Annotated in this window: 19 protein-coding genes and 1 pseudogene; 12 read left to right on the top strand and 8 right to left on the bottom strand. The window is 60.5% G+C overall.

Annotated features, from left to right (window positions below):
• Positions 1-370 (top strand): annotated as a pseudogene (locus D3M59_RS10460) (urocanate hydratase); the annotation flags it as partial.
• Between the two features lie 4 nt (positions 371-374).
• Positions 375-1,886: a histidine ammonia-lyase gene (hutH, locus tag D3M59_RS10455; RefSeq protein ID WP_119533597.1), complete on the top strand. Its 1,512-nt coding sequence runs from the start codon at positions 375-377 to the stop codon at positions 1,884-1,886.
• A 5-nt stretch (positions 1,887-1,891) separates the two neighbouring features.
• Here the strand turns inward: hutH and D3M59_RS10450 are convergent, their stop codons facing one another.
• Positions 1,892-2,557, bottom strand: coding sequence for an NADPH-dependent F420 reductase (locus D3M59_RS10450; RefSeq protein WP_119533596.1), 666 nt, complete (start codon positions 2,555-2,557; stop codon positions 1,892-1,894).
• Between the two features lie 202 nt (positions 2,558-2,759).
• On the bottom strand, positions 2,760-2,951 hold the full coding sequence (locus tag D3M59_RS10445) for a heavy-metal-associated domain-containing protein (RefSeq protein WP_119533595.1): 192 nt from the start codon (positions 2,949-2,951) through the stop codon (positions 2,760-2,762).
• A gap of 151 nt (positions 2,952-3,102) precedes the next feature.
• On the opposite strand from D3M59_RS10445, the gene D3M59_RS10440 reads away from it, so the two are divergent.
• The 5 genes from D3M59_RS10440 to D3M59_RS10420 all read left to right on the top strand — a co-directional run bounded on the left by D3M59_RS10440 (position 3,103) and on the right by D3M59_RS10420 (position 9,790).
• A complete protein-coding gene (locus D3M59_RS10440) occupies positions 3,103-5,556 on the top strand; it encodes a heavy metal translocating P-type ATPase (protein WP_119533594.1) in 2,454 nt (817 codons plus the stop codon).
• Between the two features lie 12 nt (positions 5,557-5,568).
• On the top strand, positions 5,569-5,964 hold the full coding sequence (gene cueR / locus D3M59_RS10435; RefSeq protein WP_119533593.1) for a Cu(I)-responsive transcriptional regulator: 396 nt from the start codon (positions 5,569-5,571) through the stop codon (positions 5,962-5,964).
• A 138-nt stretch (positions 5,965-6,102) separates the two neighbouring features.
• Complete coding sequence (locus D3M59_RS10430) at positions 6,103-8,466, top strand: heavy metal translocating P-type ATPase (RefSeq protein ID WP_119533592.1); 2,364 nt, start codon at positions 6,103-6,105, stop codon at positions 8,464-8,466.
• A gap of 148 nt (positions 8,467-8,614) precedes the next feature.
• On the top strand, positions 8,615-9,109 hold the full coding sequence (locus tag D3M59_RS10425) for a YybH family protein (RefSeq protein ID WP_119533591.1): 495 nt from the start codon (positions 8,615-8,617) through the stop codon (positions 9,107-9,109).
• Between the two features lie 3 nt (positions 9,110-9,112).
• On the top strand, positions 9,113-9,790 hold the full coding sequence (locus tag D3M59_RS10420) for a DUF2231 domain-containing protein (protein WP_119533590.1): 678 nt from the start codon (positions 9,113-9,115) through the stop codon (positions 9,788-9,790).
• Positions 9,791-9,875: 85 nt separating this feature from the next.
• Here D3M59_RS10420 and D3M59_RS10415 read toward each other — a convergent pair whose 3' ends face one another.
• Positions 9,876-11,222, bottom strand: coding sequence for an ATP-binding protein (locus D3M59_RS10415; RefSeq protein WP_119533589.1), 1,347 nt, complete (start codon positions 11,220-11,222; stop codon positions 9,876-9,878).
• Positions 11,219-11,878 carry a response regulator gene (locus D3M59_RS10410; RefSeq protein ID WP_119533588.1) on the bottom strand — a complete coding sequence of 220 codons (660 nt, stop codon included), beginning with the start codon at positions 11,876-11,878 and terminating at the stop codon, positions 11,219-11,221. Before D3M59_RS10410 ends, D3M59_RS10415 begins: the two co-directional genes overlap by 4 nt.
• A 145-nt stretch (positions 11,879-12,023) precedes the next feature.
• On the opposite strand from D3M59_RS10410, the gene D3M59_RS10405 reads away from it, so the two are divergent.
• The 3 genes from D3M59_RS10405 to D3M59_RS10395 are packed head-to-tail and all read left to right on the top strand — an operon-like array spanning position 12,024 to position 15,641.
• Positions 12,024-12,821, top strand: a complete 798-nt coding sequence (locus D3M59_RS10405; protein ID WP_119533587.1) for a TlpA disulfide reductase family protein — start codon at positions 12,024-12,026, stop codon at positions 12,819-12,821.
• Positions 12,821-13,507 carry a DsbA family protein gene (locus tag D3M59_RS10400; protein ID WP_119533586.1) on the top strand — a complete coding sequence of 229 codons (687 nt, stop codon included), beginning with the start codon at positions 12,821-12,823 and terminating at the stop codon, positions 13,505-13,507. Before D3M59_RS10405 ends, D3M59_RS10400 begins: the two co-directional genes overlap by 1 nt.
• 10 nt (positions 13,508-13,517) lie before the next feature.
• Positions 13,518-15,641: a protein-disulfide reductase DsbD family protein gene (locus D3M59_RS10395; protein ID WP_119533585.1), complete on the top strand. Its 2,124-nt coding sequence runs from the start codon at positions 13,518-13,520 to the stop codon at positions 15,639-15,641.
• Here D3M59_RS10395 and D3M59_RS10390 read toward each other — a convergent pair.
• Positions 15,638-16,129, bottom strand: coding sequence for a DsrE family protein (locus D3M59_RS10390; protein ID WP_233543228.1), 492 nt, complete (start codon positions 16,127-16,129; stop codon positions 15,638-15,640). The two genes, D3M59_RS10395 and D3M59_RS10390, sit on opposite strands and share 4 nt — an antisense overlap.
• Before the next feature lie 96 nt (positions 16,130-16,225).
• Between D3M59_RS10390 and D3M59_RS10385 the strand changes: the two genes are divergently transcribed.
• Positions 16,226-16,633 carry a DUF302 domain-containing protein gene (locus D3M59_RS10385; RefSeq protein WP_119533625.1) on the top strand — a complete coding sequence of 136 codons (408 nt, stop codon included), beginning with the start codon at positions 16,226-16,228 and terminating at the stop codon, positions 16,631-16,633.
• Here D3M59_RS10385 and D3M59_RS10380 read toward each other — a convergent pair.
• Entirely contained in the window at positions 16,596-17,879 is a 1,284-nt protein-coding gene (locus D3M59_RS10380; protein ID WP_119533584.1) for a L,D-transpeptidase family protein, read from the bottom strand. The genes D3M59_RS10385 and D3M59_RS10380 overlap by 38 nt on opposite strands.
• A gap of 723 nt (positions 17,880-18,602) precedes the next feature.
• On the opposite strand from D3M59_RS10380, the gene D3M59_RS10375 reads away from it, so the two are divergent.
• Entirely contained in the window at positions 18,603-20,165 is a 1,563-nt protein-coding gene (locus tag D3M59_RS10375; protein WP_119533624.1) for a peptide chain release factor 3, read from the top strand.
• 332 nt (positions 20,166-20,497) lie between these two features.
• Here the strand turns inward: D3M59_RS10375 and D3M59_RS10365 are convergent, their stop codons facing one another.
• Complete coding sequence (locus D3M59_RS10365) at positions 20,498-21,316, bottom strand: alpha/beta hydrolase (protein WP_199662493.1); 819 nt, start codon at positions 21,314-21,316, stop codon at positions 20,498-20,500.
• A gap of 302 nt (positions 21,317-21,618) precedes the next feature.
• Positions 21,619-22,899: a DUF4118 domain-containing protein gene (locus D3M59_RS10360; RefSeq protein ID WP_158582006.1), complete on the bottom strand. Its 1,281-nt coding sequence runs from the start codon at positions 22,897-22,899 to the stop codon at positions 21,619-21,621.
• Positions 22,900-22,924: the final 25 nt, after the last annotated feature.

Below are 22,924 nucleotides of genomic sequence, written 5' to 3'. Positions count from 1 at the left end.
CGCGCCGATCGTCATTGGCCGCGACCATCTCGACAGCGGCAGCGTCGCCTCGCCCAACCGCGAGACCGAGGCGATGATGGATGGCAGCGATGCAGTCAGTGACTGGCCGCTGTTGAACGCTCTTCTCAACACTGCCTCCGGCGCGACTTGGGTGTCACTCCATCATGGCGGCGGCGTCGGCATGGGATATTCGCAGCATAGCGGGATGGTGATCGTCGCCGACGGGACCGAAGATGCAGCCCGTCGGCTTGAGCGCGTGCTGTGGAACGACCCCGGCACCGGCGTCATGCGCCACGCCGACGCGGGCTATGACATCGCCATCGACTGCGCGCGCGAACAGGGCCTCGACCTGCCGATGGTGGGACGCTGAGATCATGGCGCTTAACCCCGAAGCCATCGACCTCGCGACCTTGCGTCAACTGTGGCAGGGCGCGCCCGCCAAACTCGACGACGCCAGCCTCGCGCGCATCCGGGCATCGGCGGCATCTGTCGAGCGCATCGTTGCCGGCGGCGAGACCGTCTACGGCATCAACACGGGCTTTGGTCTTCTGGCCAACGCCCGCATCCCAGCCGAGCGGCTGGCGGAGCTTCAGCGCAACCTGATCCTGTCTCACTCATGCGGGCTCGGTGATGCGCTGCCCCGCCGGGTCACGCGGCTGATGATCGTCCTGAAGCTGCTCGGCCTTGGCCGCGGCTATTCCGGTGTGCGGCCGGCGGTAATCGAAGCGCTGCAGGCGTTGCTCGACCACGACGCAATGCCGCTGATCCCCTCCCAGGGCAGCGTTGGCGCAAGCGGCGACCTCGCCCCGCTTGCGCATCTCATCTCCGCTCTGTTGGGTGAGGGCCGCATCGACCTTGCTGGAGATCTCTTGCCCGCGCGCGACGCCTTGGTCCGCATCGGCCTTAATCCGCTAGTGCTTGGTCCCAAGGAAGGGCTCGCGCTGATCAACGGCACTCAGGCGTCGACAGCGATCGCGCTCGATGCGTTGTTCATGGCCGAGCGGGTGTTCGGTGCGGCCGTTGCGGCCGGCGCGTTGTCGGTCGACGCGCTCAAGGGGTCGATCAAGCCGTTCGACCGACGCATCAGCGCGGTACGCGGCCAACCGGGCCAGATCCGCGTTGCCGGCACCATTCGCGCGCTGCTTGATGGCTCCGCGATCGTCGACAGCCACCATCGTTGCGGCCGGGTGCAGGACCCCTATAGCTTCCGCTGCCAGCCGCAGGTGATGGGCGCCGCGCTTGACCTTCTGGTCAATGCCGCGCGCACGCTGGAAATCGAGGCGGCAGCCGTCACCGACAATCCGATTGTCTTCGAAGATGAGGACATCGCCATCAGTGGAGGCAACTTCCACGCCCAGCCCGTCGCCTTCGCCGCCGACATCATAGCAATGGCGCTGTGCGAGGTCGGCTCGCTGTCTGAGCGCCGCACCTCGGTTCTGGTCGATCCGAAGATGAGCGGCCTTCCAGCCTTCCTGACCGACGACGGCGGCGTGAACAGCGGCCTGATGATCCCGCAGGTCACCGCCGCGGCGCTCACGTCCGAAAACAAGACGCTGGCTTTCCCTGCGTCGGTTGACTCCATTCCCACCAGCGCTGGCCAGGAAGACCATGTTTCGATGGCGCCGATCGCGGCGAGAAAAGCGGCGCAGATCGCGAAGAATGCCGCCGGCATTATCGCGGTCGAGTTGATCGCGGCGGCACAGGGCGTTGACTATCACGCGCCGCTGGCGACCAGCGCGCCACTGAAGGCCCTGCACGAAAAGGTCCGCGCCCTGTCCCCTCACCTTGAGGCCGACCGCTATTGGGCGGACGAAATGGCCGCAATTCAGAGTGCGATCCTGAGTGGCAACTTGGCCCCTCCCCCAGCAAGTTCGTGGTTGGCTTAAGCCGCCTAACCTAGGAGACGCCAGTTCATCCGCGGATACGAGCCAAGGTCTCTACCAAGCGCCCCCGTTATCATGGTTAGGCGTTCGATCGCGCGAGCATTTTTCAGGGCTCCTGCATCAAGGTACCTGAACGGCGTTCCCTCGCTCAGCCTGAAAAATTCGCGTTTCGCATCCTCATCATCGCCAACAACGAGAACGTCGCTAGCGGTGCCATCGAACAGCGGGTCATCGAACACGGCCCAGAAGACATTTTTGAAAGCGCCAACAAGGCGCGCCCTGGGAAGGCATTTCCTGAGTTCTTCGGCGCCACTGCTATCCCAAGGCGTAAGGAAGTCGGAATAGTCGTCATTGAACGGATTGCTTATGTCGATGACGAGTTTGCCTTCGAACGCTTCGGCATTCTGCTCGACTAAATCGAGCAAACCATCTCGAATGAAAATTGCTGGTAGTATCGCGGGGGCGCCAAGTGCTTCAGCGTATGAACCTGCTACCAGACTTGGAATATTGAGCTTTGCAACGATGTCGGCCGCCCTGGAGGGCGTTCTTGACGCCAAAACTACCCGCCGTCCGGCTCCAGCAAACATGGCAGCCAGGCGAGTGCCCATGCGACCCGTGCCCAAGACACCGATCTCCGGTCCTTCATCTCGTAATACAGAAGTTGATTCCAACATCTCATTCTCCTTGAGAAAAATGCACCCGGCTTGGAGAGCAGTCCTGAGGGGGCAAGACTGCTTTCCTTCTCGCGCAGCAATGTTTGCGAGCGAGGCCGGGCACGAGCGACAAGCGAGGGAGGAAGGCTCGTCGATCGTGATCTCGAGTCGTGCCGCTTGACACCGTGTGAGGGTCAAGGACGAAGTGGCAAACTCGGTCCTGCTACTCTACCCGATACCCAGCTGCCTCGATCGACGCGGCGATTTCCTCTACTTTTGCGGAAGAGACTATTTCGACGCGCTTCGTCGCGAGATCGATGTCAACATTCGCATCGGGATCGACGCGTTGGATGGCGCCGGTCACGGCTCGTGCGCAAGGGCCGCAACTCATCCCGCGAACAGTCAAAATGGTCATTTCCCGTTTCCTTTCACATTTGGGAAAGGCCGATCTGGGGTTTGCCATGGTGGCAAGGTCAAGGTTGTGCGGAAAAGATTTCACCGGGCTTGACCCTGACATGATGTGAAGGGTGAAACAGGTTGTCGAATCGTGATGAGGAGACGCAGAAATGATCGCCCCACTGCCAGTAGAACTGCCGCGTGAAGAGGACGAAAGTCTAGTTATTCCTATCGAAGGGATGACCTGCGCGTCCTGCGTCGGCCGTGTCGAAAAGGCCATCCGAGCTGTCCACGGAATTACGGACGTGTCGGTTAATCTGGCGACCGAGCGAGCGGAAATTACGTTCGATCCAACATATGCCGACACATCGACGATAGCGGATGCGATCTTTGCAGCTGGATATATGCCGGGCGCTACCGAGATTAAGCTCGCAATTGACGGTATGACCTGTGCGTCTTGTGTTGGTCGAGTTGAAAAAGCGCTTCGCGCGATCCCTGGCGTCCTCAAGGCGGACGTCAACCTCGCCAACGAAACCGCGACAGTTGAGATCGTGGCCACCACGCCAATCACCGGACTCATCGCTGCCGTCATCAGCGCAGGCTACAGTGCCTCACTCAAGAACGATTTGCCCATCGAAACGGAAGTCGCTGACCGTCGCCGCGAACGAGCCGCGAGCCGCGAACTGCGCCATGTCATTTTCGCAGCAGTCTTGTCGCTGCCTTTAGTGCTGCCAATGATCACTTCCTGGATCGGCCTCGACTTTACGCTAGGTGGCTGGTGGCAGTTGCTCTTGGCCGCGCCGGTGCAGTTCTGGCTTGGTGCTCGCTTTTACCGAGCGGGTTGGAAAGCCGTGAAGGCCCGCACCGGGAACATGGACCTGCTAGTCGCAATCGGAACTACTGCCGCCTTTGGGCTAAGCCTCTATCAGTTGCTTTTCCCGCCCATGCACATGGCTGGCATGGCGCCCACCCATTATTATTTCGAAGCCTCGGCCGTGGTGATTAGCCTGGTCCTACTCGGCAAATGGCTGGAAGGTAGAGCCAAGCGACAAACTGGAGCCGCGATCCGGGCTCTCATGGCTCTCCGCCCCGACACCGCACGGATTGTCGGCTTGAACGGCGTCGAAACCGAGGTGCCAGTCGGTCTCGTATCCGTGGGCGATCACGTACGGGTCCGTCCGGGCGAGCGGATTGCCGTTGATGGCAAACTACTGGACGGTGAGACCAGCGTAGATGAGTCGATGTTAACCGGCGAAAGCATGCCCGTGAACAAGTCGGCAGGCGCTCAGGTTACGGGCGGCTCTGTCAACGGCGAAGGACTTATCCTTGTTGAGACCACAGCGATTGGCGCTGAAACGACGCTCGCACGGATCGTCAGGTTGGTCGAAAGTGCCCAGGGCGCGAAAGCCCCGATCCAACGCCTTGTCGACAAGGTCAGTGCCGTTTTCGTCCCGGTCGTACTAATCATCGCGGCGATAACGTTGCTCGGCTGGCTCGCTGCGGGTGCAAGCGTCGAGACTGCCATACTAAATGCCGTCGCCGTACTGGTGATCGCCTGCCCCTGCGCGCTTGGTCTAGCTACCCCGACAGCGATCATGGCCGGTACCGGCGTCGCCGCACAAGCCGGCGTGCTTATCAAGGACGCGGAAGCCTTAGAAATCGCCCATCGCATCAACAGCGTAGCCTTCGACAAAACTGGCACGTTGACGGAAGGGAAGCCCGTGCTTGTCGCGGCTCTCCCCGCTGATGACACGACCGACGATCAGTTGATGGCACTGGCGGCCGGATTGCAGAGCGGCAGCGAACACCCGCTTGCACGCGCCGTGCGGGAAGCCGCCAACGCCAGAAACATTCAGCCAACGCCGGCCACGCAAATGAAGGCACTGCCGGGTCGCGGCGTCACAGCGATGCTGGAAGGACGGAACTACATTCTAGGCAGTGCCCGGTTGATGAGCGAAAATGGCCTCGATCACCTGCCCCTGCAGGTGCTCGCCGAACAACTGGAATCTGAAGGCCGCTCCCTGTCCTGGGTTGCTGAAGTCTCGCCACAGGTCCGGCCAATAGGCTTGCTCGCATTTGGCGATGAGCCAAAGGCATCTGCGGCGGCAGCCGTCGAAGCGCTTCGCGCGAAGGGCATCGAGAGCATCATGATTACCGGAGACAATGAAGGCAGCGCGCAAGCCGTCGCCAGCAAGCTGGGAATCGATAAAGCGATTTCAAACGTGCTGCCGGACGGCAAGGCAAGCGTGATTGCGGGGCTTCGGTCAGCGGGCCGAACGGTAGCAATGGTGGGCGATGGCGTGAATGACGCACCAGCACTGGCTGCCGCAGATGTAGGCATCGCGATGTCGACCGGGACCGATGTTGCAATGCATGCAGCGGGCATCACGCTTATGCGCGGAGATCCCCGGCTTGTGACAGACGCGATCGACATTTCGCGTCGGACCTACGCCAAGATCCGCCAAGGACTTTTTTGGGCTTTCATTTATAACGTTGTCGGGATTCCATTGGCCGCTCTTGGCCTTTTAAGCCCCGTCATTGCCGGCGCAGCAATGGCCTTCTCAAGTGTGAGTGTAGTGGCCAACGCCCTGGTACTGCGCCGGTGGCGCCCCTCGGCGGTCTAAGGAGACCAGCTCATGAATATCGGCCAAGCGTCCAAACAATCCGGGGTCAGCCAGCGCATGATCCGGCACTATGAGGCGATCGCGCTGATCCCCAAGGCAGCACGCCGAGACTCCGGTTATCGGGACTACGATACTTCGGATGTTCACACACTTCGCTTCATCAGGCGCGCTCGTGATAGCGGATTTCCAATCGAAGAGATCCGCCAGCTACTGGCCTTGTGGCAGGATAGAAGCCGCGCCAGCGCAGATGTGAAGGCCATCGCCCTAGCCCGAGCGGCTGAACTAAAGCGAAAGGCAAAAGAGCTCGACGAGATGCGCAAGTCCCTCGAAGCGCTTGCGAGATCTTGCCACGGCGATGATCGCGCCGATTGCCCGATCCTTGGCGGCCTCGAGGCGGATATTGAATGACCAGAGGATGCTCGCCCCTCCGCCCCGTACTCGACCCGGATATTCTGCCGAATGGCAATACAGGCCGATACTGTGTCCGTGATGCCCACTGGTTGGGTGCGTCTGCTGTGATGACCATTGTCGATTGAGGCGCATGCTATGACAAGCGATCACGAACATCCCCATCTAGACTCTCGCGGACGTGGCGCCGCAGAGATCGTGAAAGATCCTGTTTGCGGGATGACGGTTAGACCCGAAACGGCGCCGCATCATGTCGACCTTGCCGGCGAACGCTATTATTTTTGCAGCTCGAGCTGCCACGCGAAGTTCAATGCCAACCCAGACGGTTACCTTAACCCGGCGCAATCAGCCCCTGCCAAAACGCCAAAGTTGGCAAAACTGAACCAAGCAGGCGATGGCGAGATCTGGACCTGTCCCATGCATCCGCAGATCCGCCGCAATGGTCCTGGATCCTGTCCCATATGCGGCATGGCGCTGGAGCCGCTCGAGCCCAGTTTGGAAGAGGGTCAAAATCCTGAGCTGATCGACATGAACCGGCGCTTCTGGGTGAGCGCCGTCCTGGCGGCGCCACTGGTGGTCCTGACCTTCGGCGCCGAGTTGTTTGGGTGGGAGCCCATTCCAATGGCGCAGTCGACGTGGATACAGCTCTTGCTGGCCACGCCGGTCGTGTTGTGGGGCGGCTGGCCCTTCTTCGAGCGCATGTGGGCCTCTCTCAAGACCCGCAATCTCAACATGTTTACGCTGATCGGCCTCGGCGTTGGAGTTGCGTATGCTTACAGCCTGGTAGGTGCGCTCACGCCCGACCTGTTTCCAGCCTCATTACGAACGATGGGCGGCTTGGTGCCGGTCTATTTTGAAGCGGCAGCCGTCATCACCACGCTGGTGCTGCTTGGACAAGTTCTGGAACTGAGGGCGCGATCCGCGACAGGCAAGGCGATCCGCGCGCTTCTTGGACTGGCGCCCAAGACGGCGCGCCGAGTGCGCGACGGTGTCGACGAGGATATTCCGCTTGAACATGTCCATGTCGGCGACCTGCTTCGCGTGCGGCCGGGCGAGAAAGTACCGGTCGATGGAGTGGTCGTCGAAGGTCGAAGCTCTGTTGACGAGTCGATGATCTCAGGCGAGCCGATCCCGGTCGAGAAGGTCGAGGGCGCGAAGCTGACAGGTGCGACGGTCAATGGCACCGGTTCGCTTCTGATGAAGGCTGAGCGCGTCGGCCGAGACACGATGCTCTCGCAAATCGTGCGTATGGTCGCCGACGCTCAGCGTTCGCGTGCGCCCATACAAAAGATGGCCGACCAAGTTTCGGCTTGGTTCGTGCCCGGCGTCGTAATCATCGCCATCGTCACTTTCGTCGTTTGGAGCCTGGTCGGCCCGGAACCCCGGCTGTCGCACGCGCTCGTTAACGCGATTGCTGTGCTGATCATCGCCTGTCCCTGTGCTCTCGGTCTGGCGACGCCCATGTCAATCATGGTTGGCACCGGAAAAGGCGCGTCCCAAGGCGTTCTAGTAAAGAATGCCGAAGCGCTCGAACTAATGGAGAAGATCGACACCCTAGTGGTCGACAAAACCGGCACGCTCACAATAGGCAAGCCCAAGCTAGTGGCAGTCAAGCCGACGGGCAATTTCGACGAAGATGAGGTGCTGCGACTGGCGGCTGCCATGGAGCGCGGAAGCGAGCACCCGTTGGCAGAGGCTATAGTGCAAGGCGCTGACGATCGCGGAATTGAGATTCCGGCAAGCGCCGATTTCGCGTCCCACACCGGCAAAGGCGTCACCGGCAGCGTTGATGGGCGCACTGTCGCCCTGGGCAACAAGCGCCTTCTTGCGGAATTCGGCATCGATTCAAGTGAGCTGGAGCATTTAGCCGACCAACATCGCGCGGAAGGCGAAGGCGTGATGTTCGTTGCGATTGATAACCAACTGGCCGGCCTGGTCGTGGTCGCCGACCCCATCAAAGAAAGCGCCGTTGAGGCTGTCGCCGAGCTTCGCCGCCACGGCATTCATGTCGTGATGATGACGGGCGACAATCGTCGCACAGCTGAGGCTGTTGCTCGCCGGGTAGGGATCGATGAGGTGCTAGCCGAAGTCCTTCCTGATCAAAAGCAGGCCAAGGTAGAAGCGCTCAAGCAGCAGGGCCGCCGTATCGCGATGGCGGGTGACGGCATTAATGACGCCCCTGCTCTCGCTGCGGCCGATGTCGGCATCGCCATGGGGACTGGAACCGATGTCGCGATGGAAAGCGCAGCAGTAACCCTTGTAAAAGGTGATCTCACAGGCATCGTCCGCGCTCGGCGCCTGAGCCAAGCCACGATGCGCAACATTCGCGAAAATCTGTTCTTCTCATTCATTTTCAATGCGGCAGGCGTGCCGGTCGCCGCCGGTATCCTTTATCCGTGGTTCGGCATTTTGCTGAGCCCAATTATCGCCGGTGCTGCGATGGCTTTCAGCTCGGTTGCAGTTATCGGCAATTCGCTACGCCTCAGAGGGGTGCGGCTTTGACCGAACGCGAAAATAGTTGGCGGCCTTCGTTTTGCTACGATGACATTAGTTGCGGTGCCGCCAGCTAGTTTGTTCCTTGTCGTGGCCTACACAGGTTTGACGGAAACCTACTTGCCGGGATTCGGTTCTGGACCCGAGGGAAGATAGTATGAAGCTTAATGTTGCCTTGGCGAGTTTGGCGATTTCTCAGGTCGTTTACGCTCAACCCGGCCACCATCCCCCAGGCCAACCTATGGCTGTCATCAATGGCGCCACCGAAGAACCGGCCGTCAAAGAGGTCCTTGCACGCTACAAGACCGCGATCGAAAAGCTGGATGTCGCTGGAACCGAAAGCCTTTTTGCCTCTGATTCTGCAATCTTCGAGACGGGTGGCGTCGAAGGCACCTACGCTCAGTATCTAGCTCATCATCTTGGCCCCGAATTAAAGGCATTCAGGTCTTTTGCCTTCTCCGATTACAAAGTGATCGTGCGCTTCGAGGGCTCGGTCGCGTTGGCTACCGAAACTTACAATTATCGCATTGAAACAAGGTCCGGCGAGACAGCCGATCGGCACGGCGTAGCGACTAGCGTGCTGAAGAAAATCGATGGGCAGTGGAAAATCCTGTCGATGCACAACTCGGCCCGTAAGCCGAAGGGAAGCTAAGCAATGAAACGGAACGATCGCTCAATCGGTATCGCCTTGTCATTCCTCGCGGCGCTGACGATTGTCACTGGTTCGCCAGCTTCGGCCCATGAAGAACATCGCCGGCAGCGGGAGGCAGCCGCCAAGGCGGAACAGATGCGACAGCAGGCAGCGGCTCAGCCGGAATCCGTTGTTCCATCAGCGGCCGATCCGACCGTGATGCATGCGCAAATGGGCGAGATGATCGACATGCCCAAAGTCGATCGATCGAAGATGAGTACCACTGCGCGATTGCTCGACTGGATTGGCCGGCTGCACCCTATCATCGTTCATTTTCCCATCGCTTTTTTCCCAGCCGCCTTTTTCACCGCAATCGTCGGGCGGAAGCGCCCGGCCTACGCAAAGCCAATTCAATTTCTGGTCGTCTCTGGTGGGATCATCGCTCCGATTGCGGCCGTGCTTGGCTGGATCGACGGAGGCTTCACTCCTGCGACCGATGATTGGCTGCTCAGCGTCCATCGCTGGTTCGGCACCGGAGTTGGAGTTGGCGCATTGGCATTGGCAGTCTGGGCCATCCGCAAGCCCGAAGAGGATCGCAGTGCAGGCATGATATTCGGCCTAGGAGTCATGACTGCCGCAATCGTCACTCAAGGTTGGTTCGGCGGCGCGCTTACGCATGGCGCTGATCACATGAATTGGTGAAGGTGGGTCGGGAGCACGGTCTTCGAGGTCAGTGCGGCCCTAGGGTGTATGATCAACAAATACCCTTAAGAGCAGTCACAATTTATTAGGCCCTCAACTTCTGCTCAGGAAGCCAAAGAGTAGCTTGCAGTCCACCATCAGATTGATTGTGCAAGTCGAGCCGGCCGGACATGTGCGATGCCACTAACTCAACGATTGAGAGCCCTAACCCCGAACCGACACCGCGAGCCTTCTTACCACGCACGAATCGGCCACGGACCCTTTCCAGTTCGGCGCTGGCGATCCCCGGTCCCTGATCGCGCACACTGATCCCTACCTCACCTATCCCATTTTCAACATGGATCTGGATACGCCCGCCACTTGGCGAGTGATTGATGGCGTTGCTCAACAAGTTTTTTAGCGCGAGAACCAGCTCCGCTTCGACGGCGCAAACCTCCGCGGCCGCCGCTTCTTCGGTCATTTCAACATTGAGGTCAGCACTCCCGAGCGCGTGATGAAATTCGCGCCCGAGCGCATCGACCAAAACTGACAAGCTCAACCAAACTGGTTCCGAGCGATCAACGTCACTTTCTTCGCGGGCCAGAGCCAGCAATTGCTGCACCAACCTCGACGTTCGGTCGACAGATTCAGCAATGCTTTGCAGTGATTGACGGCGAACCGCGCTGTCGTCTGTTCGCAGGGCGATCTGGGCATGGGTGCTCAACCCTGCCAGCGGCGTCTGCAGTTCATGCGCCGCACTGGCGATGAAGTGGCGTTCAGTGGCGCGCATTTGCTCCAACTTGGCCGAACGCGCATCGATTGCCTCGACAAGCGGCAGGATCTCCTGGGTCGGCCTTGCGATCTCCAGCGGTGAAAAGTCTGCCGGCTTTCGCTGGCGCAGGCGTTGGGAAATCGTCTTCAGCGGGGCAAGACCCGTTCCCACCGCCGTCCAGATGAGAAAAGCCAGCGCACCGAGGCCAACAACCGCAGGTAATAGCAATCCCATCATCAAATCTCGGATCAGCCGCTGGCGAATACCCAAGCTATCACCGACCGACACGCGAATACCCCGCCCGGGATCGGCGATCGTGTATACCCGCCAGGTTTCGCCGCCGATGTCACGTTCCGACATGCCGGGCCGGTTTGTCGCCAGCGGTTCCGCCGGCGCGCCGCTCGACCGCCCGACCAATCGGCCGTCCAGCGACCAGATCTGGCAAGCTAGTTGGCGGTTATAGCGTGGCACGGCAATGATGCGGGATTGCCCTGTCGCTACCAAGGCGTCGCTGTTCTCTGCAAGCGATGCGACCATCGTCGCTGCCTCAATCAGGCGGCGATCCAGCACGCGTTGAACCTCCGCACGGGTGTGGAGGTAGATCCATACCGCCGCCGCCGACCAGACGAACAGCGTTGCGGCGGCAAGTAACGCGAACAGGCGCAGGCGGAGCGACGTCATTCGCGGAACGCTCTGTAGCCTTCGCCGCGGACCGTTTCGATAACGTCCCGGCCGAGTTTGGCGCGCAACTTGTGGATGTGCACTTCGATCGTATTGCTGCCGACTTCTTCACCCCAGCCGTACAGTCGATCCTCGAGCTGGCTTCTGGAGAACACCCTGCCCGGCTGTTCAAACAGCGTTTCGACTAGCGCAAACTCACGGCGGGAAAGAGGGATAACCGTCCCGTCGCGTCGCAGCTCCCTCGCCGCGCTGTCCAGGTGGAACGGCCCGAGTTGCAGCGCCGCAGCCATATTGCCCTTCGACCGACGCGCAATTGCTCGGACGCGCGCGGCAAGTTCATCGAGGTCGAACGGCTTACCCAGATAGTCGTCGGCACCGCTGTTGAGGCCTTCAATTCGGTCATCGACCGAATTGCGCGCGGTCAGCAAGAGCACAGGGACGGTCTCACCTCCTCGCCGCCAACCCTTCAGCAACTCAACGCCGTCGGCATCGGGAAGGCCGACATCCAGCACCAGCGCATCATATTGGGAAGCCGCCGCCGCCGCGCTCGCATCCGCAGCGGTACCGACAGCATCGACCGTAAAGCCATCGAGCGCCAAGCCCGTCCGGATTCCGGCGCGCAGGATAGCATCATCTTCGATCACCAGAATTCGCATTGGACCCGACGTTTCCTCATCGCATTAGCTTAAGCCAGCCTTACCACCTTGCTCCCCCACCCTAAGCGTCTCTTAAGCTGGAAGACTCATTTGTCCCCGGCATGAGCACAATCAAGGCCTCCCCTTTTCCCAAAAGACGCGACAGGTGAGTCCAGTCCTTCAACTCGGCCCGCTCGCGTTGGCCAGCGACAGATTGGTCGCGGTCGTCGCTTTGTGGCTGTTCATCATGATCGGCGCGCGCCCAAGCATTGCCAAAGATAGTAACGCCGCCTTCGTTGCAGCCGTCGGCGGCTTTTTCGCTGCCCGGCTTGCGTATGTTGCCAGCCATCTGGATGCGTTTCGACAAGATCCGCTCGCCGTCTTGGCAGTCTGGGAAGGCGGCTTCGTGCCATTGGCGGGGATTGGTGCAGCTGCCATCCTTTTAGTGTGGCGAGCCCCCCGCCACGTCAGTCCCAAGCTTTTGGCACTGCTGGCGGTCCTAGGCACCACTTGGTTCGCGGCTGACCGGCTACTCGTGACCAGCGCGGCCTCGCCATTTTCCATCGCCGACACGGAATTGGTTACGCTGGACGGTCGGCCATTCGAGCCAAAAACAGTCGGGCGGCGCCCGACGGTGGTCAACCTGTGGGCGGACTGGTGTCCGCCGTGCCGGCGCGAGATGCCCATATTCGCCGAAGCGGCCTCAGCAAACCCCGATGTAACCTTCCTGTTCGTCAACCAGGGCGACGGTCCCGACCTTGCGGCACAGTTGCCGCGCGAGACAGGTCTCGACCTTAAGTCGATCATCCTCGATCGCGGAGCCCGGTCGTCCGCATCCTACGGGGGCGCCCTGCCGACCACCATCTTCATCGATTCAACGGGAACCGTCCGAACGGTCCACCAGGGCGCCATTTCGCGTGCCGGGCTGACCGACAAGCTCAAGAAGATCAAGGAGATCCAGTAATGAAGAAGACCCTGCTTGCGCTGCTTTTTCTCTCAACCGCCTCCGTGGCGACCGTCATGCAAGGTGGCGCGACGCAGTCCGCGCCCACCCCCAGCCCGGCCGCCCCCGCAGCACCGAAGTTGACGCGCGAGATGTTCACCGAGGACAAACTGGCACCAACGGTAAAGCCGCCTGCCTATGACATCACGATCGTCGAATATACCGACTATCAGTGCCCATTCTGCCGCAAAGTCCACCCAGAGTTGAAGCGGCTGGCGGCGGCGGACAGGAAAGTGCGCATTATCTATCGCGACTGGCCAATCTTCGGCGATGCGTCCGTGGCCGCTGCGCGTGTGGCGATCGCCAGCCAATGGCAGGGCAAACACGCCGCTGTCCACGACGCGCTGATGAACACTCCACGGCCAATGGACGAGGCCGCGATCAAGAGCGCTGCAACCAAGGCGGGTGTGAACTGGAGCCGCCTGCAAGCGGATATGAAGACGCGTAAGGCGGAAATCGACGCACTGCTCGAACGTAACAACGAACAGGCCGAAGCACTTGGCTTGCAAGGGACGCCCGCCTTCCTGGTCGGCAACTACCTTGTCGAGGGCGGGTTGGACTACGAGGGGTTAAAGGCGGCTGTGCACAAGGCGCGCACGACGCCCAACCCGGACTTGACGCCCTCTTCCCAGCCCGCCGGAATCTAAGGCAGGCTCAATGACCGCTGTTCTCCAAAAGCTAGTCTTGGCTACCACCCTGCTGCTGTTGTCCATGACAGCGCAGGCAGCGCCGCCGGCACGGATCGACGTGTCCCTCCATGCCCGGTCGCAGCAGCCTGCACCGGGCAAGTCGGTGATGCTGGCGTTGCGGATGGTGCCGAAGCCCGGCTGGCATGGCTATTGGTCCAACCCAGGAGACAGCGGCTTGCCACCAAAGGTGCGCTGGACACTGCCAACTGGCGTGAAGATCGGGCCGTTGCAGCACCCCGCGCCAGAGCTTCTTCGGGTCTCCGGGATGACAAGCTTCGTCCATGGCGGGGAACATGTTCTATTGGCTCCGATGCAGGTTGCGGCGACTATACAGCCGGGCGAACGCCTGCCGATTGAAGGAAAGGTCGATTTCCTCGCCTGTTCGGACACCTTGTGCGTCCCTCAATCCGCGACCGTTCGCCTCGATCTCGTTGCCGGCAACGGTGCGCTCGCGCCCGAAGAAGCTGCATTGTTTGCGGCCGCCAGGCGCGCGCTGCCTACGGCATCCAATACGATCGGCAGTTTTATCCGCGACGGCAGCCAACTGACCCTTCGCGTTCCGCCCGCGACGCAACTGGATGCTGCCCGCGCCACCTTCTTTCCGTCAGGCGATGGAGTGTTCGAGCGTCGGGACGCCAAGCGATTGGACGATGGCAGCCTGCAGATAACCGGGACGATGGCCTCTAATAACCACGCGACGCTCGCCGGTGTCGTTGGCGACGGAAAGCGGGCGATCCGGTTGCGCTTCACGCAAGCCGCGGCGCCAGCAGCTTCGATCCCAGATGGCAAGAATGGCGAAAGCGCAGGCGACAGTTCCGGGCTTTCCCCTGACGCCGTGGATGCGCCTTCCATGCCCGGCCCGACGCTGGATGTTTCCCCGGTTGCAGATGGTGCGGGCGCCGGGCTCGGCTGGGCAATATTCGGAGCGCTGGTTGGCGGCCTCCTACTGAACCTGATGCCCTGCGTATTTCCAATTCTAAGCTTGAAAGCGATGCATCTCGCACGCGCGGGTCATTCGGCGGCCGCTGCGCGGAGCGACTCAACCGCTTACGCCGCCGGCGCGCTGGCGACATCCATTGCGTTGGGATTGGCGATCCTCGGACTTCGGAACGCGGGCGTGGCCATTGGCTGGTCTTTCCAGCTGCAGCACCCGTACGTCATCCTGGCCCTGTTACTTCTTGTCACCGCAATTGCGTTCAACCTGGCCGGCCTGTTTCACATGAGTTCGCGGTCGATTGAACTCGGACAAACCCGCTCGGGCCATTCGGGCTCATTCGGCACCGGCGCGATGGCGGCGTTCGTGGCCACACCCTGCAGCGCCCCGTTCATGGCGAGCGCAGTCGGTGCTGCGATGATACTGCCGGGCTGGACCGGTTTGCTTGTTTTCGGAGCGTTGGGGTTAGGCCTGGCGCTGCCATTCCTGTTGATCGGCTGGGTGCCGGGCGTTCGCAAGCGGCTGCCACGACCGGGTACTTGGATGTTGCGTTTGCAGCGGATCCTATCTGTCCCAATGTTCGTCACCGCGTTGGGACTTGCATGGGTCCTCGGCCGTCAATCTGGTAGCGACGGCATGGCCATTGGGCTCGGCGCGACCATCCTGCTCGGGCTCGCGTTGTGGTGGACTGGTGCCCGGCAGCGTGACGGCAAGCGGCGAAGCTGGCTGCCGCTCGGACCGGCCCTGTTGGCGGCAGTGGGCGCGGCCTCACTAGTTCCGGCTGCCGCACAGTCGCCGCCTGCGACGAGCCGGGCAAATAATGTCGAACCTTTCTCGGAACAGCGGTTGGCCCAATTGCGCGGAGCGCGAGTTCCAGTCTTCGTCGACTTCACGGCGGACTGGTGCCTCACGTGCAAGGTCAATGAAAAGGTTGCGATAGAGCGTGATGCTACGCGTGAGGCCTTCCGTCGCGCCGGTGTCTTCACCCTGGTGGGGGACTGGACCAGCGGCGATCCCAAGATCACCGCCTTCCTCGCCAAGCATCAGCGCAACAGCATCCCGTTCTATCTATATTATGCGCCCGGCCAACGCGGCGAGGTGCTCCCGCAAATCCTGACCACTGACCTGCTTGTCGAGAAGGCAAGAAGTAAGAATTAGTCTGTAATCACAGCCCAACCTCTGAGTTGAAGTGTCGCCAGCGTCGTCATGGCCGACAGGTCGACCCGAATGCCGGACGCCAGCTGCTTGCGACTGATTCCGTGGCCGTGCAGTGCTTGCGCGCAGACCGCAACCGTTACCCCCGCTTGCTGGAGCCGGGCAATCAGCGCGATGTTAGGATTGTCGGGCGACCCAGTTACAACCGGGGTCGCAGCCCCGGAAACGATGACTACCACGTCGCCGCGTTCCGGTCGGATTCCGTCGCGCTCCAGCAGGTTCAGGTAGCGGGTCACCTTATCCAGGGAGGGATTGACCTTGCCGGTTGCCGCCGCCGCCTTGGTTACGGAAAAAACCGTCCGATAGCGAAGACGTGGATCCGCCCGCACTTCATCCCCGACGAGCGGTGCAATGGCCCCGAGCGGCGCTGCGTAAAGCGGCCCGGAAAGGCAGGATAGAAATGTGATGGCGGTAAACTGAAGAATGCGCACGAATAATTGCCCTTTACTGGCGAGGATGAATTTTTGTGGAGCCGGCGACCGCTCTTGGCCGTTGTTCTGCCGCCCTTTCAGTCGCGGGATGATCGCATGACCTATTACATTTCTACTCAGTTAGACCTTGGCTTCGATGACGCCATCGCCGCCACTGAGGCTGCCCTGAAGGACGAGGGGTTCGGCGTTGTTACCAGGATCGACATGGCGCAAACGCTGCAGTCGAAGATGGGCGTTGACTTTCGCGACTACGTTATTCTTGGCGCATGCAATCCGAAGCTGGCGTACGAGGCGCTGCAATTGGAGGACAAGGTCGGGACAATGTTGCCTTGCAATGTCGTGATCCAAGCGTTGGGGAACGGTCGAACGGAAGTCGCTGCGATCGATCCGGTAGCGTCGATGCAGGCGATCGAGAACCAGCAGTTGACTGCAGCCGCGTCGGAAGTCCGGGAGCGGCTGCAACGCGTCATCCAGAGCTTGGACGGGAACGCCCCTGGTCGATGAGTACGGCCCGGTCACGACCGTAGACATCCGGCCGCTCGACGATCCGACCATCTTGGGGGAAAGCCGTCATATAGGTCAGGTATACCGGCACGGGCTTCGGTAAGTTGATGATCTGCTCCGGCTTCTTGCTCCTCGTCAATTGGAGGTCACCAAGTAGCAGCTTCTTTAGCCGGTCGGCATCCTCCAGACGCACGCAACCCGCGCTGAACTGTCGCTCTTCTTTCGCGAACAGGCCCTTGGCGGGCGTGTCGTGCAAGTAAATGCCCATGTCGTTCGGGAACATGAACTTGACCTCGCCCATGCCATTAGCGGGACCCGGCAACTGGCGCACGAAGATTTCCTTGTCGCCCCTCGCCACGGCCTTCCAGTCAATCGACGTTTCAGGGATGACCCTGGCGTCGCGCGACCATTCCGACACGACCTGATAGCCGCGCGAGCGGAAATATTTCATTCCTTCCTTAAGGACCCTCGGAGCGATGTTCTTGCGAGTAAGGTCGGGCGGGACATGCCAATATGGGTTGAGAATTGCATAGCGGATAAGTCCCGCCATCATCGGCGTCTGCTGAGCTGTTTCCCCTACAACGACGCGCATACGGTCGCGAACTTCGCGGTCCTCGAAAAGCTCAAGTTGGGCTGCTGCGGTGTTGACGACGATGGCCGCCTCGGGACCACGCGGCAAAACGCGCGCCCTTTCAAGGTTGAGACGCAAAAGCGGGACGCGCCCGCCTCCCTTTTCCAGCTCGGACTGCAGAGCTTGACGAAGCCGTCCATAATAAGGGTGCATCCAGCCCATCGAGCGAATGAACTCGTCAAACTGCGGCGCGCCAGCAGCAACGACGATGAGCCTCTGTGTCGACACCGGCCGGGGCCTCGCCGCAGGATCCACGTATACAGTCGAAGTTTCTCGAGGCCGGACGACATCGGCCGCGTATCGCGCAAAGACATTCGAAAATTGCGCCGCGGCTTTAGCCCGCGTCTTTTGCGAACCTCTTAACCCGCGGCGGAGCGCCCGTCGGAGTTCGGCCGGCCGGTAGACAGCGGGGTCAAGGCCGTCGACATTTGATGTTTCGAGCAGATCAAGCAGCGCGAGCGCGGCGCGCCCCTCATTTGCCAACCAAGCAGGCCCAACCGGCCCCTTTATAGCAACGTCCGGTTGCGCCCTAGGACGGCTTACCGCCCAAGCTGGGTTGGCGGCATTTACCGATAACAGGAAAAGGGCTGAGAGAAGAAAAGGTCGGCAACGCATGGCAACTCCCGTTCACCCCCCCAGCGGGTGCCCGGCTGCAGCAACCAGCTTAAGCGAAGCTTACGATCATGCATTCAATTCGAACCGCCGCCGTGCCAGCAGGAATCCATTCAGCCAAGCGCGCGGAACTCTCGGCCAGCGATTATCGGCCGATATCGGTCCGCTCGGTAGGCTTTCGACCACAGGAACACTCCGGGCTCTCGCCAGAGATTAATGGACACGGTTGGGTCAAACGAACAGGTATATCGCCAAACCGAGCACCGGCTGGGCGACAAGAACCCAACGAAACCAGTGCCACTCCGATGCCGGTACGCACCCAATGCAATTGGGACTAGCGACGCGCACCTGTTCGGGGTTCAGATACTTATGACCCATCGGATTGCCCTCATTTACCAAGCTGGCAATGTAGGTCTGTTGTTCGGGTCCACAATGGCTCGAGCTGGGCGGCGATCCTCCTGATGGCCGCTCGTAGCCGAAAGAGGAGCGTCCACTTGCCGGCGTAATCTCCTGAAACTCAGACGTTTCGAGATTTCAGCTATCAGTTGCCAATCGACGCGACCCCTTCGCTAAAGCGCAGCCTTGCCCTAAGCGAGCGCCCAAGAATCACTCGGCACAAGTTGCGCCGGGCAGGAGCCAAAGTTGAACATCGAAGAATCCACACTCGGCGAGACCGTTCGCGCGAGCACAGACCAGTCGGCCTCCTATCCTACTTCGTTCAGCGATCTGGAACGGCGCACGTTCGCCATCATTTCGCATCCGGACGCGGGCAAGACCACACTGACCGAGAGCCTGCTTCAGGCTGCCGGAGCGGTTCACGAGGCTGGAGAAGTGAAAGCCCGTGGTGATCGCCGCCGAGCGCGGTCCGACTGGATGAAAATCGAGCAGCAGCGCGGCATTTCCGTCACCAGCTCCGTCATGACCTTCCAGCGCTCGAACATCCTCTTCAATCTCCTGGACACGCCTGGGCACCAGGACTTCTCGGAAGACACTTACCGAACCCTGACCGCAGTCGATTGCGCGATCATGGTGATAGATGCCGCTAAGGGGATTGAGCCGCAGACGCGCAAGCTGTTCGAAGTCTGCCGACTGCGCAATGTTCCGATTATCACGTTCATCAACAAGGTGGATCGTGAGGGACTTAGCCCGTTCGCCCTCCTCGACGAAATTGCCGAGGTCCTTCAGCTGGATGTCAGCCCCCAGAACTGGCCAACCGGCATCGGCGGACTATTCCACGGCCTTTACGATTTGCGACGGGCTCAGTTCCTGGTCGCCGACCGCAGCGACGGTGTCGTTCCCGGGCGATGCATCGAGACCAGCGGCGTCGACGATCCGGCCATTACCGAGATCATTCCAGCACCTGCGGCCGATAGCTTGCGCGAAGATGGGGGCCTGGCACAGGCATCCTATCCTGCGTTCGACCTCAATGCCTTTCGGCAGGGCGATCTAACACCTGTAATCTTCGGAAGCGCACTGAGAGGCTTCGGAGTAAAGCAGCTCCTCGCCGTTCTGGCGGATGATGGGCCCCCGCCGCAGGCACAGCCGGCCAAGCCAGCTCCAGTTGCACCGGACGAGCAGCGGCTCACCGGCTTTGTGTTTAAGGTGCAGGCGAATATGGATCCGAACCATCGCGATCGGGTTGCATTCGTCAGGATTTGCTCCGGAAAGCTCCAGCGGGGCATGAAGGTGCTGAACACGCGCCACGGCAAGCCCATGGCCCTGCATAACCCGATCACCTTCTTCGCGCGCGACCGCGAGCTTGCTCACGGAGCTGTTGCTGGCGACATCGTCGGGATCCCGAACCACGGCACCCTCCGCGTCGGCGATACGTTGACCGAACGAGGCGACGTGACGTTCACCGGGCTGCCTGACTTCGCGCCGGAGATTCTGCGGCGGGTGCGGCTTGGCGACCCGATAAAGGTCAAGCAGATGCGGCGGGGACTGTCGGATCTCGCTGAGGAAGGCGTCATCCGCTTGTTCAAGCCAGCGATTGGCTCGCATTGGATTGTCGGTGTTATCGGCGAGCTGCAGCTGGACGTTCTGCAGACCCGTCTCGATCAGGAGTATGGGGTCTCTCTCGATTTTGAACCCTCACCTTACGAAGTGGCACGCTGGGTTCGCTCGGATGATCCGGCGCTGCTCAAGAAGCTGATAGAGACGCATCGCTCCAGCATGGCTGATGACCAGGACAACGTACCGGTACTGCTGATGCGTAACGCGTGGGAGTTCGGGCGCTTCCAGCAGGACTGGCCAGAGATCAACTTTAGCGCCGTTCGCGAGCGGAACTAGAATGACAAGTATTGGCCGTTAAGTTGCCCCATGGCCGGCGAAGACCAATCTGATCCTGAGTGCGAAAAGTTCGATCCCAAACAGCGCGCCGCAATGAAGCAGGCGCTTCGGGACAAGGATCGAGAAGACCTGCGTTCAGGTCGTGCGACTGCCAAGGAAATCCACCAGCGAAACCTCTTCCTAGGTGGTCTTGACAGTACGACACGTATTCGAATTCTACACTTCGGTCCTCGATCCGAGACGACCGGCAAGGCTCGCTCTAAAAAATAGGCCGCAGCCGGTCATTCGTTCAGGTATTCGCCGGATGACCGACAGCGACCCGAAGCAGACAATTAGCGTGGTAGTTGTCGCAACCATGTCACCGACTTTTTGAGGGCCATCCTACCGGCCTCACTAGTGAGGTCGAATTGATATTCGTGGCCCAGCGGCGGCGTATAGTCGCTCGGGTAGAACAACGTCTCGACCGCGACTCCCGCCTGTTTTAGAGCCTGCGCCATGGCCACGGATTGAGGTCCAAGCGGATCAGCGTTCCCCGCGCTAACGAAAGCGGGTGGAAATGCGCTGTTGAGGTGCGGTGCCACAGACATGGTGCGAAACTGCGCGTCGTCCCGCCAATCACGTTTGCCGCTGTACGCCCACCCTGCCGATTGAACGAACCATCCTAAGATTCCGCCACCGTGCCCCATGCCGGAGATGTCGTAGACGCCGCAGTAAAGCAGAGTTCCGGCCAACTGCTCTGGCCGAATTCCTGGCTGAATACCTACAAGCTTGGCATATGCAGGATTAGTGATGATCGCCGCGCTTTGAGCAGCTATTTGAGCACCCGCGCTGTCGCCAGCCAAAACCATGTGGGCGGAATTCACTCCCAGCTTCTCACTTTCCCGGCTCAGATAGGCCAAGGCTTGGTTCACCTGACGGACGCGTTCCGGATAGTGGGCTTCCGGCGCAATTGTGTAATCGACGTTGACCACCGTGAAGCCATGTCCGGCGAGAACCTTCGCATAGTTGGTAATATCGCTTCGCCGCCCGGACACGAAGCCGCCACCGTGCACCCAAACGACCGTCGGCCCCTTTGCCCCTTCAACTGCACGATGGATGTCAAGCGCCGCGCTGGGGTCCGCCGGATCATAGCGGTGAGTGGCTGTAACCACCGAGGAGGGCAAGTAAGGCTCCAGCTTCCGTGAGGCTTCCGCGGCGCCACGGTCAAATACGGCACGAACTAGAAGAATGCTGGGCCAGGGACTGACCAAGAACGAAATTGAGACTACGGCTAAGACTGCCAGCAATCCTATGAGCCATTTGCGCATAAGGCCCCCCATCCAGGGCAGCTATATCAGCGGAGACGCGAAATGTCCGCCTTTCACCACGCTCAGCCTCCGTACTGTTTCACGCCGCCGGCGTCCCGTTTCCGACCGTTCATTCAGCATTTGACGTTACGACAGGCAGCGATCCATTACGGGCATTGGATTGGAACCACCAGGCGATAGCCGACGGTTGGTTCATTGATGATAATTACCGGATGCGCTGGATCCGTTTCCAGTTTCTGGCGCAAGCCACGTACCGCTACGCGCAGATATTCGGTCTGCTTTTCCTGCGCAGGACCCCAAACAGCCCTGAGAAGGTGGGTGTGAGTGAGCACGCGGCCGGGGTGCTTCGCCAACTCTGCCAGCACGCCATATTCCTTCGGTGCCAAGCGGATTTGTTTGCCGCTCCTAGTCACGATCCGCCTGAAAAGGTCGATGGTCACATCGCCTGATTGGAGCGGCACTTGATCGGCCTCCGGCCCAATCTCGAGGAGATTGGATAGATAGCGCTGAAGCTTCGACACTTCCGAGCCGATCGCGGAAACTAGGGGCTTCGCGTCTGACCCGCCGCGCTGAATCGCCTTCGCTGCGCTGGACAAGCTTGCGAGATGCGGTTCGAGATCTTGGCCAATAGACGACAGCAGCGCTGAACGGACCCGGTCACTTTCGCGAACGCGGGCGAAGTCTCGCGCCTCCGACTCCAAGCGCGCACGTTCGAGCGCAAGTGCAACCTGATCGAGAAGATTGCCGAGCAAATCCAGCTGGTCGGCTGGCACCGGCCGGGTGCCATCATCACGCGCCAGCCCAATTGCACCGAGCACGGCGGTGCCGGATCGAACCGGGTAGAAAACCCATTCCGTCACGATGACCGAGCGCGCGCCTCGTCCGGTCGGTTCCCCGGACTGGATCGCCCAGGCAGCGGCGCCGATGTCACTTGGGGTCAGTATAGAGTGAGCAGGACTGGCCGCGACAGAAAGCGGCTCCGGGACGCCCGCCATCATGACCGCGTTGCAATCGAAAAGATTGCGAAGCTCGCGGCAGGCGACCGTCGCGATCTCCTCGTCACTTGAGCATGACAACAGCTGCCGAGCCAGTCCGGCAATCGTCGCATTGCGCGAAGCGCTTCTTCGAGCAGCTTGCCTCTCGGCCTGCATTCGCGCCGCCAGCTGGCTGGTGACCAGCGCCACTAGGAACAGGAAAATGACGGTGGCAACATCTGGGGCGCTGTCGATGTGTAGGGTTCGAAAAGGCTCGGTGAAGAAAAAATTGAATGCAAGGGCCGAGCTGATCGCCGCGAGGATGCCCGGGGCCAATCCATAGAAGCCCGCCGCTGCAAGCACCGCTGGAAGATAAAGTAGGTCGACGGCCGAATTACCCCAGCGCGGAGCAATCAGCATTCCGACCAAGGTGGAGGCGGCAACCATGGCCATGGTTTCTGCATACGGCCGGATGCGA

The sequence above is a fragment of the Sphingomonas edaphi genome (genome assembly GCF_003583725.1).
GTDB lineage: Bacteria > Pseudomonadota > Alphaproteobacteria > Sphingomonadales > Sphingomonadaceae > Sphingomicrobium > Sphingomicrobium edaphi.
The sequence above is the reverse complement of the archived record's forward strand: the minus strand, read 5'-3'. Positions and strand labels throughout refer to the sequence as shown.

Bases quoted from the DNA above. Each gene is read 5' to 3' on its own strand.
- D3M59_RS10430 (WP_119533592.1), top strand. From the start codon at position 6,103: ATGACAAGCGATCACGAACATCCCCATCTAGACTCTCGCGGACGTGGC.
- D3M59_RS10420 (WP_119533590.1), top strand. From the start codon at position 9,113: ATGAAACGGAACGATCGCTCAATCGGTATCGCCTTGTCATTCCTCGCG.
- D3M59_RS10425 (WP_119533591.1), top strand. From the start codon at position 8,615: ATGAAGCTTAATGTTGCCTTGGCGAGTTTGGCGATTTCTCAGGTCGTT.
- D3M59_RS10415 (WP_119533589.1), bottom strand. From the start codon at position 11,222: ATGACGTCGCTCCGCCTGCGCCTGTTCGCGTTACTTGCCGCCGCAACG.
- cueR (WP_119533593.1), top strand. From the start codon at position 5,569: ATGAATATCGGCCAAGCGTCCAAACAATCCGGGGTCAGCCAGCGCATG.
- D3M59_RS10360 (WP_158582006.1), bottom strand. From the start codon at position 22,899: ATGGCCATGGTTGCCGCCTCCACCTTGGTCGGAATGCTGATTGCTCCG.
- hutH (WP_119533597.1), top strand. From the start codon at position 375: ATGGCGCTTAACCCCGAAGCCATCGACCTCGCGACCTTGCGTCAACTG.
- D3M59_RS10450 (WP_119533596.1), bottom strand. From the start codon at position 2,557: ATGTTGGAATCAACTTCTGTATTACGAGATGAAGGACCGGAGATCGGT.
- D3M59_RS10400 (WP_119533586.1), top strand. From the start codon at position 12,821: ATGAAGAAGACCCTGCTTGCGCTGCTTTTTCTCTCAACCGCCTCCGTG.
- D3M59_RS10445 (WP_119533595.1), bottom strand. From the start codon at position 2,951: ATGACCATTTTGACTGTTCGCGGGATGAGTTGCGGCCCTTGCGCACGA.
- D3M59_RS10410 (WP_119533588.1), bottom strand. From the start codon at position 11,878: ATGCGAATTCTGGTGATCGAAGATGATGCTATCCTGCGCGCCGGAATC.
- D3M59_RS10440 (WP_119533594.1), top strand. From the start codon at position 3,103: ATGATCGCCCCACTGCCAGTAGAACTGCCGCGTGAAGAGGACGAAAGT.
- D3M59_RS10385 (WP_119533625.1), top strand. From the start codon at position 16,226: ATGACCTATTACATTTCTACTCAGTTAGACCTTGGCTTCGATGACGCC.
- D3M59_RS10380 (WP_119533584.1), bottom strand. From the start codon at position 17,879: ATGCGTTGCCGACCTTTTCTTCTCTCAGCCCTTTTCCTGTTATCGGTA.
- D3M59_RS10395 (WP_119533585.1), top strand. From the start codon at position 13,518: ATGACCGCTGTTCTCCAAAAGCTAGTCTTGGCTACCACCCTGCTGCTG.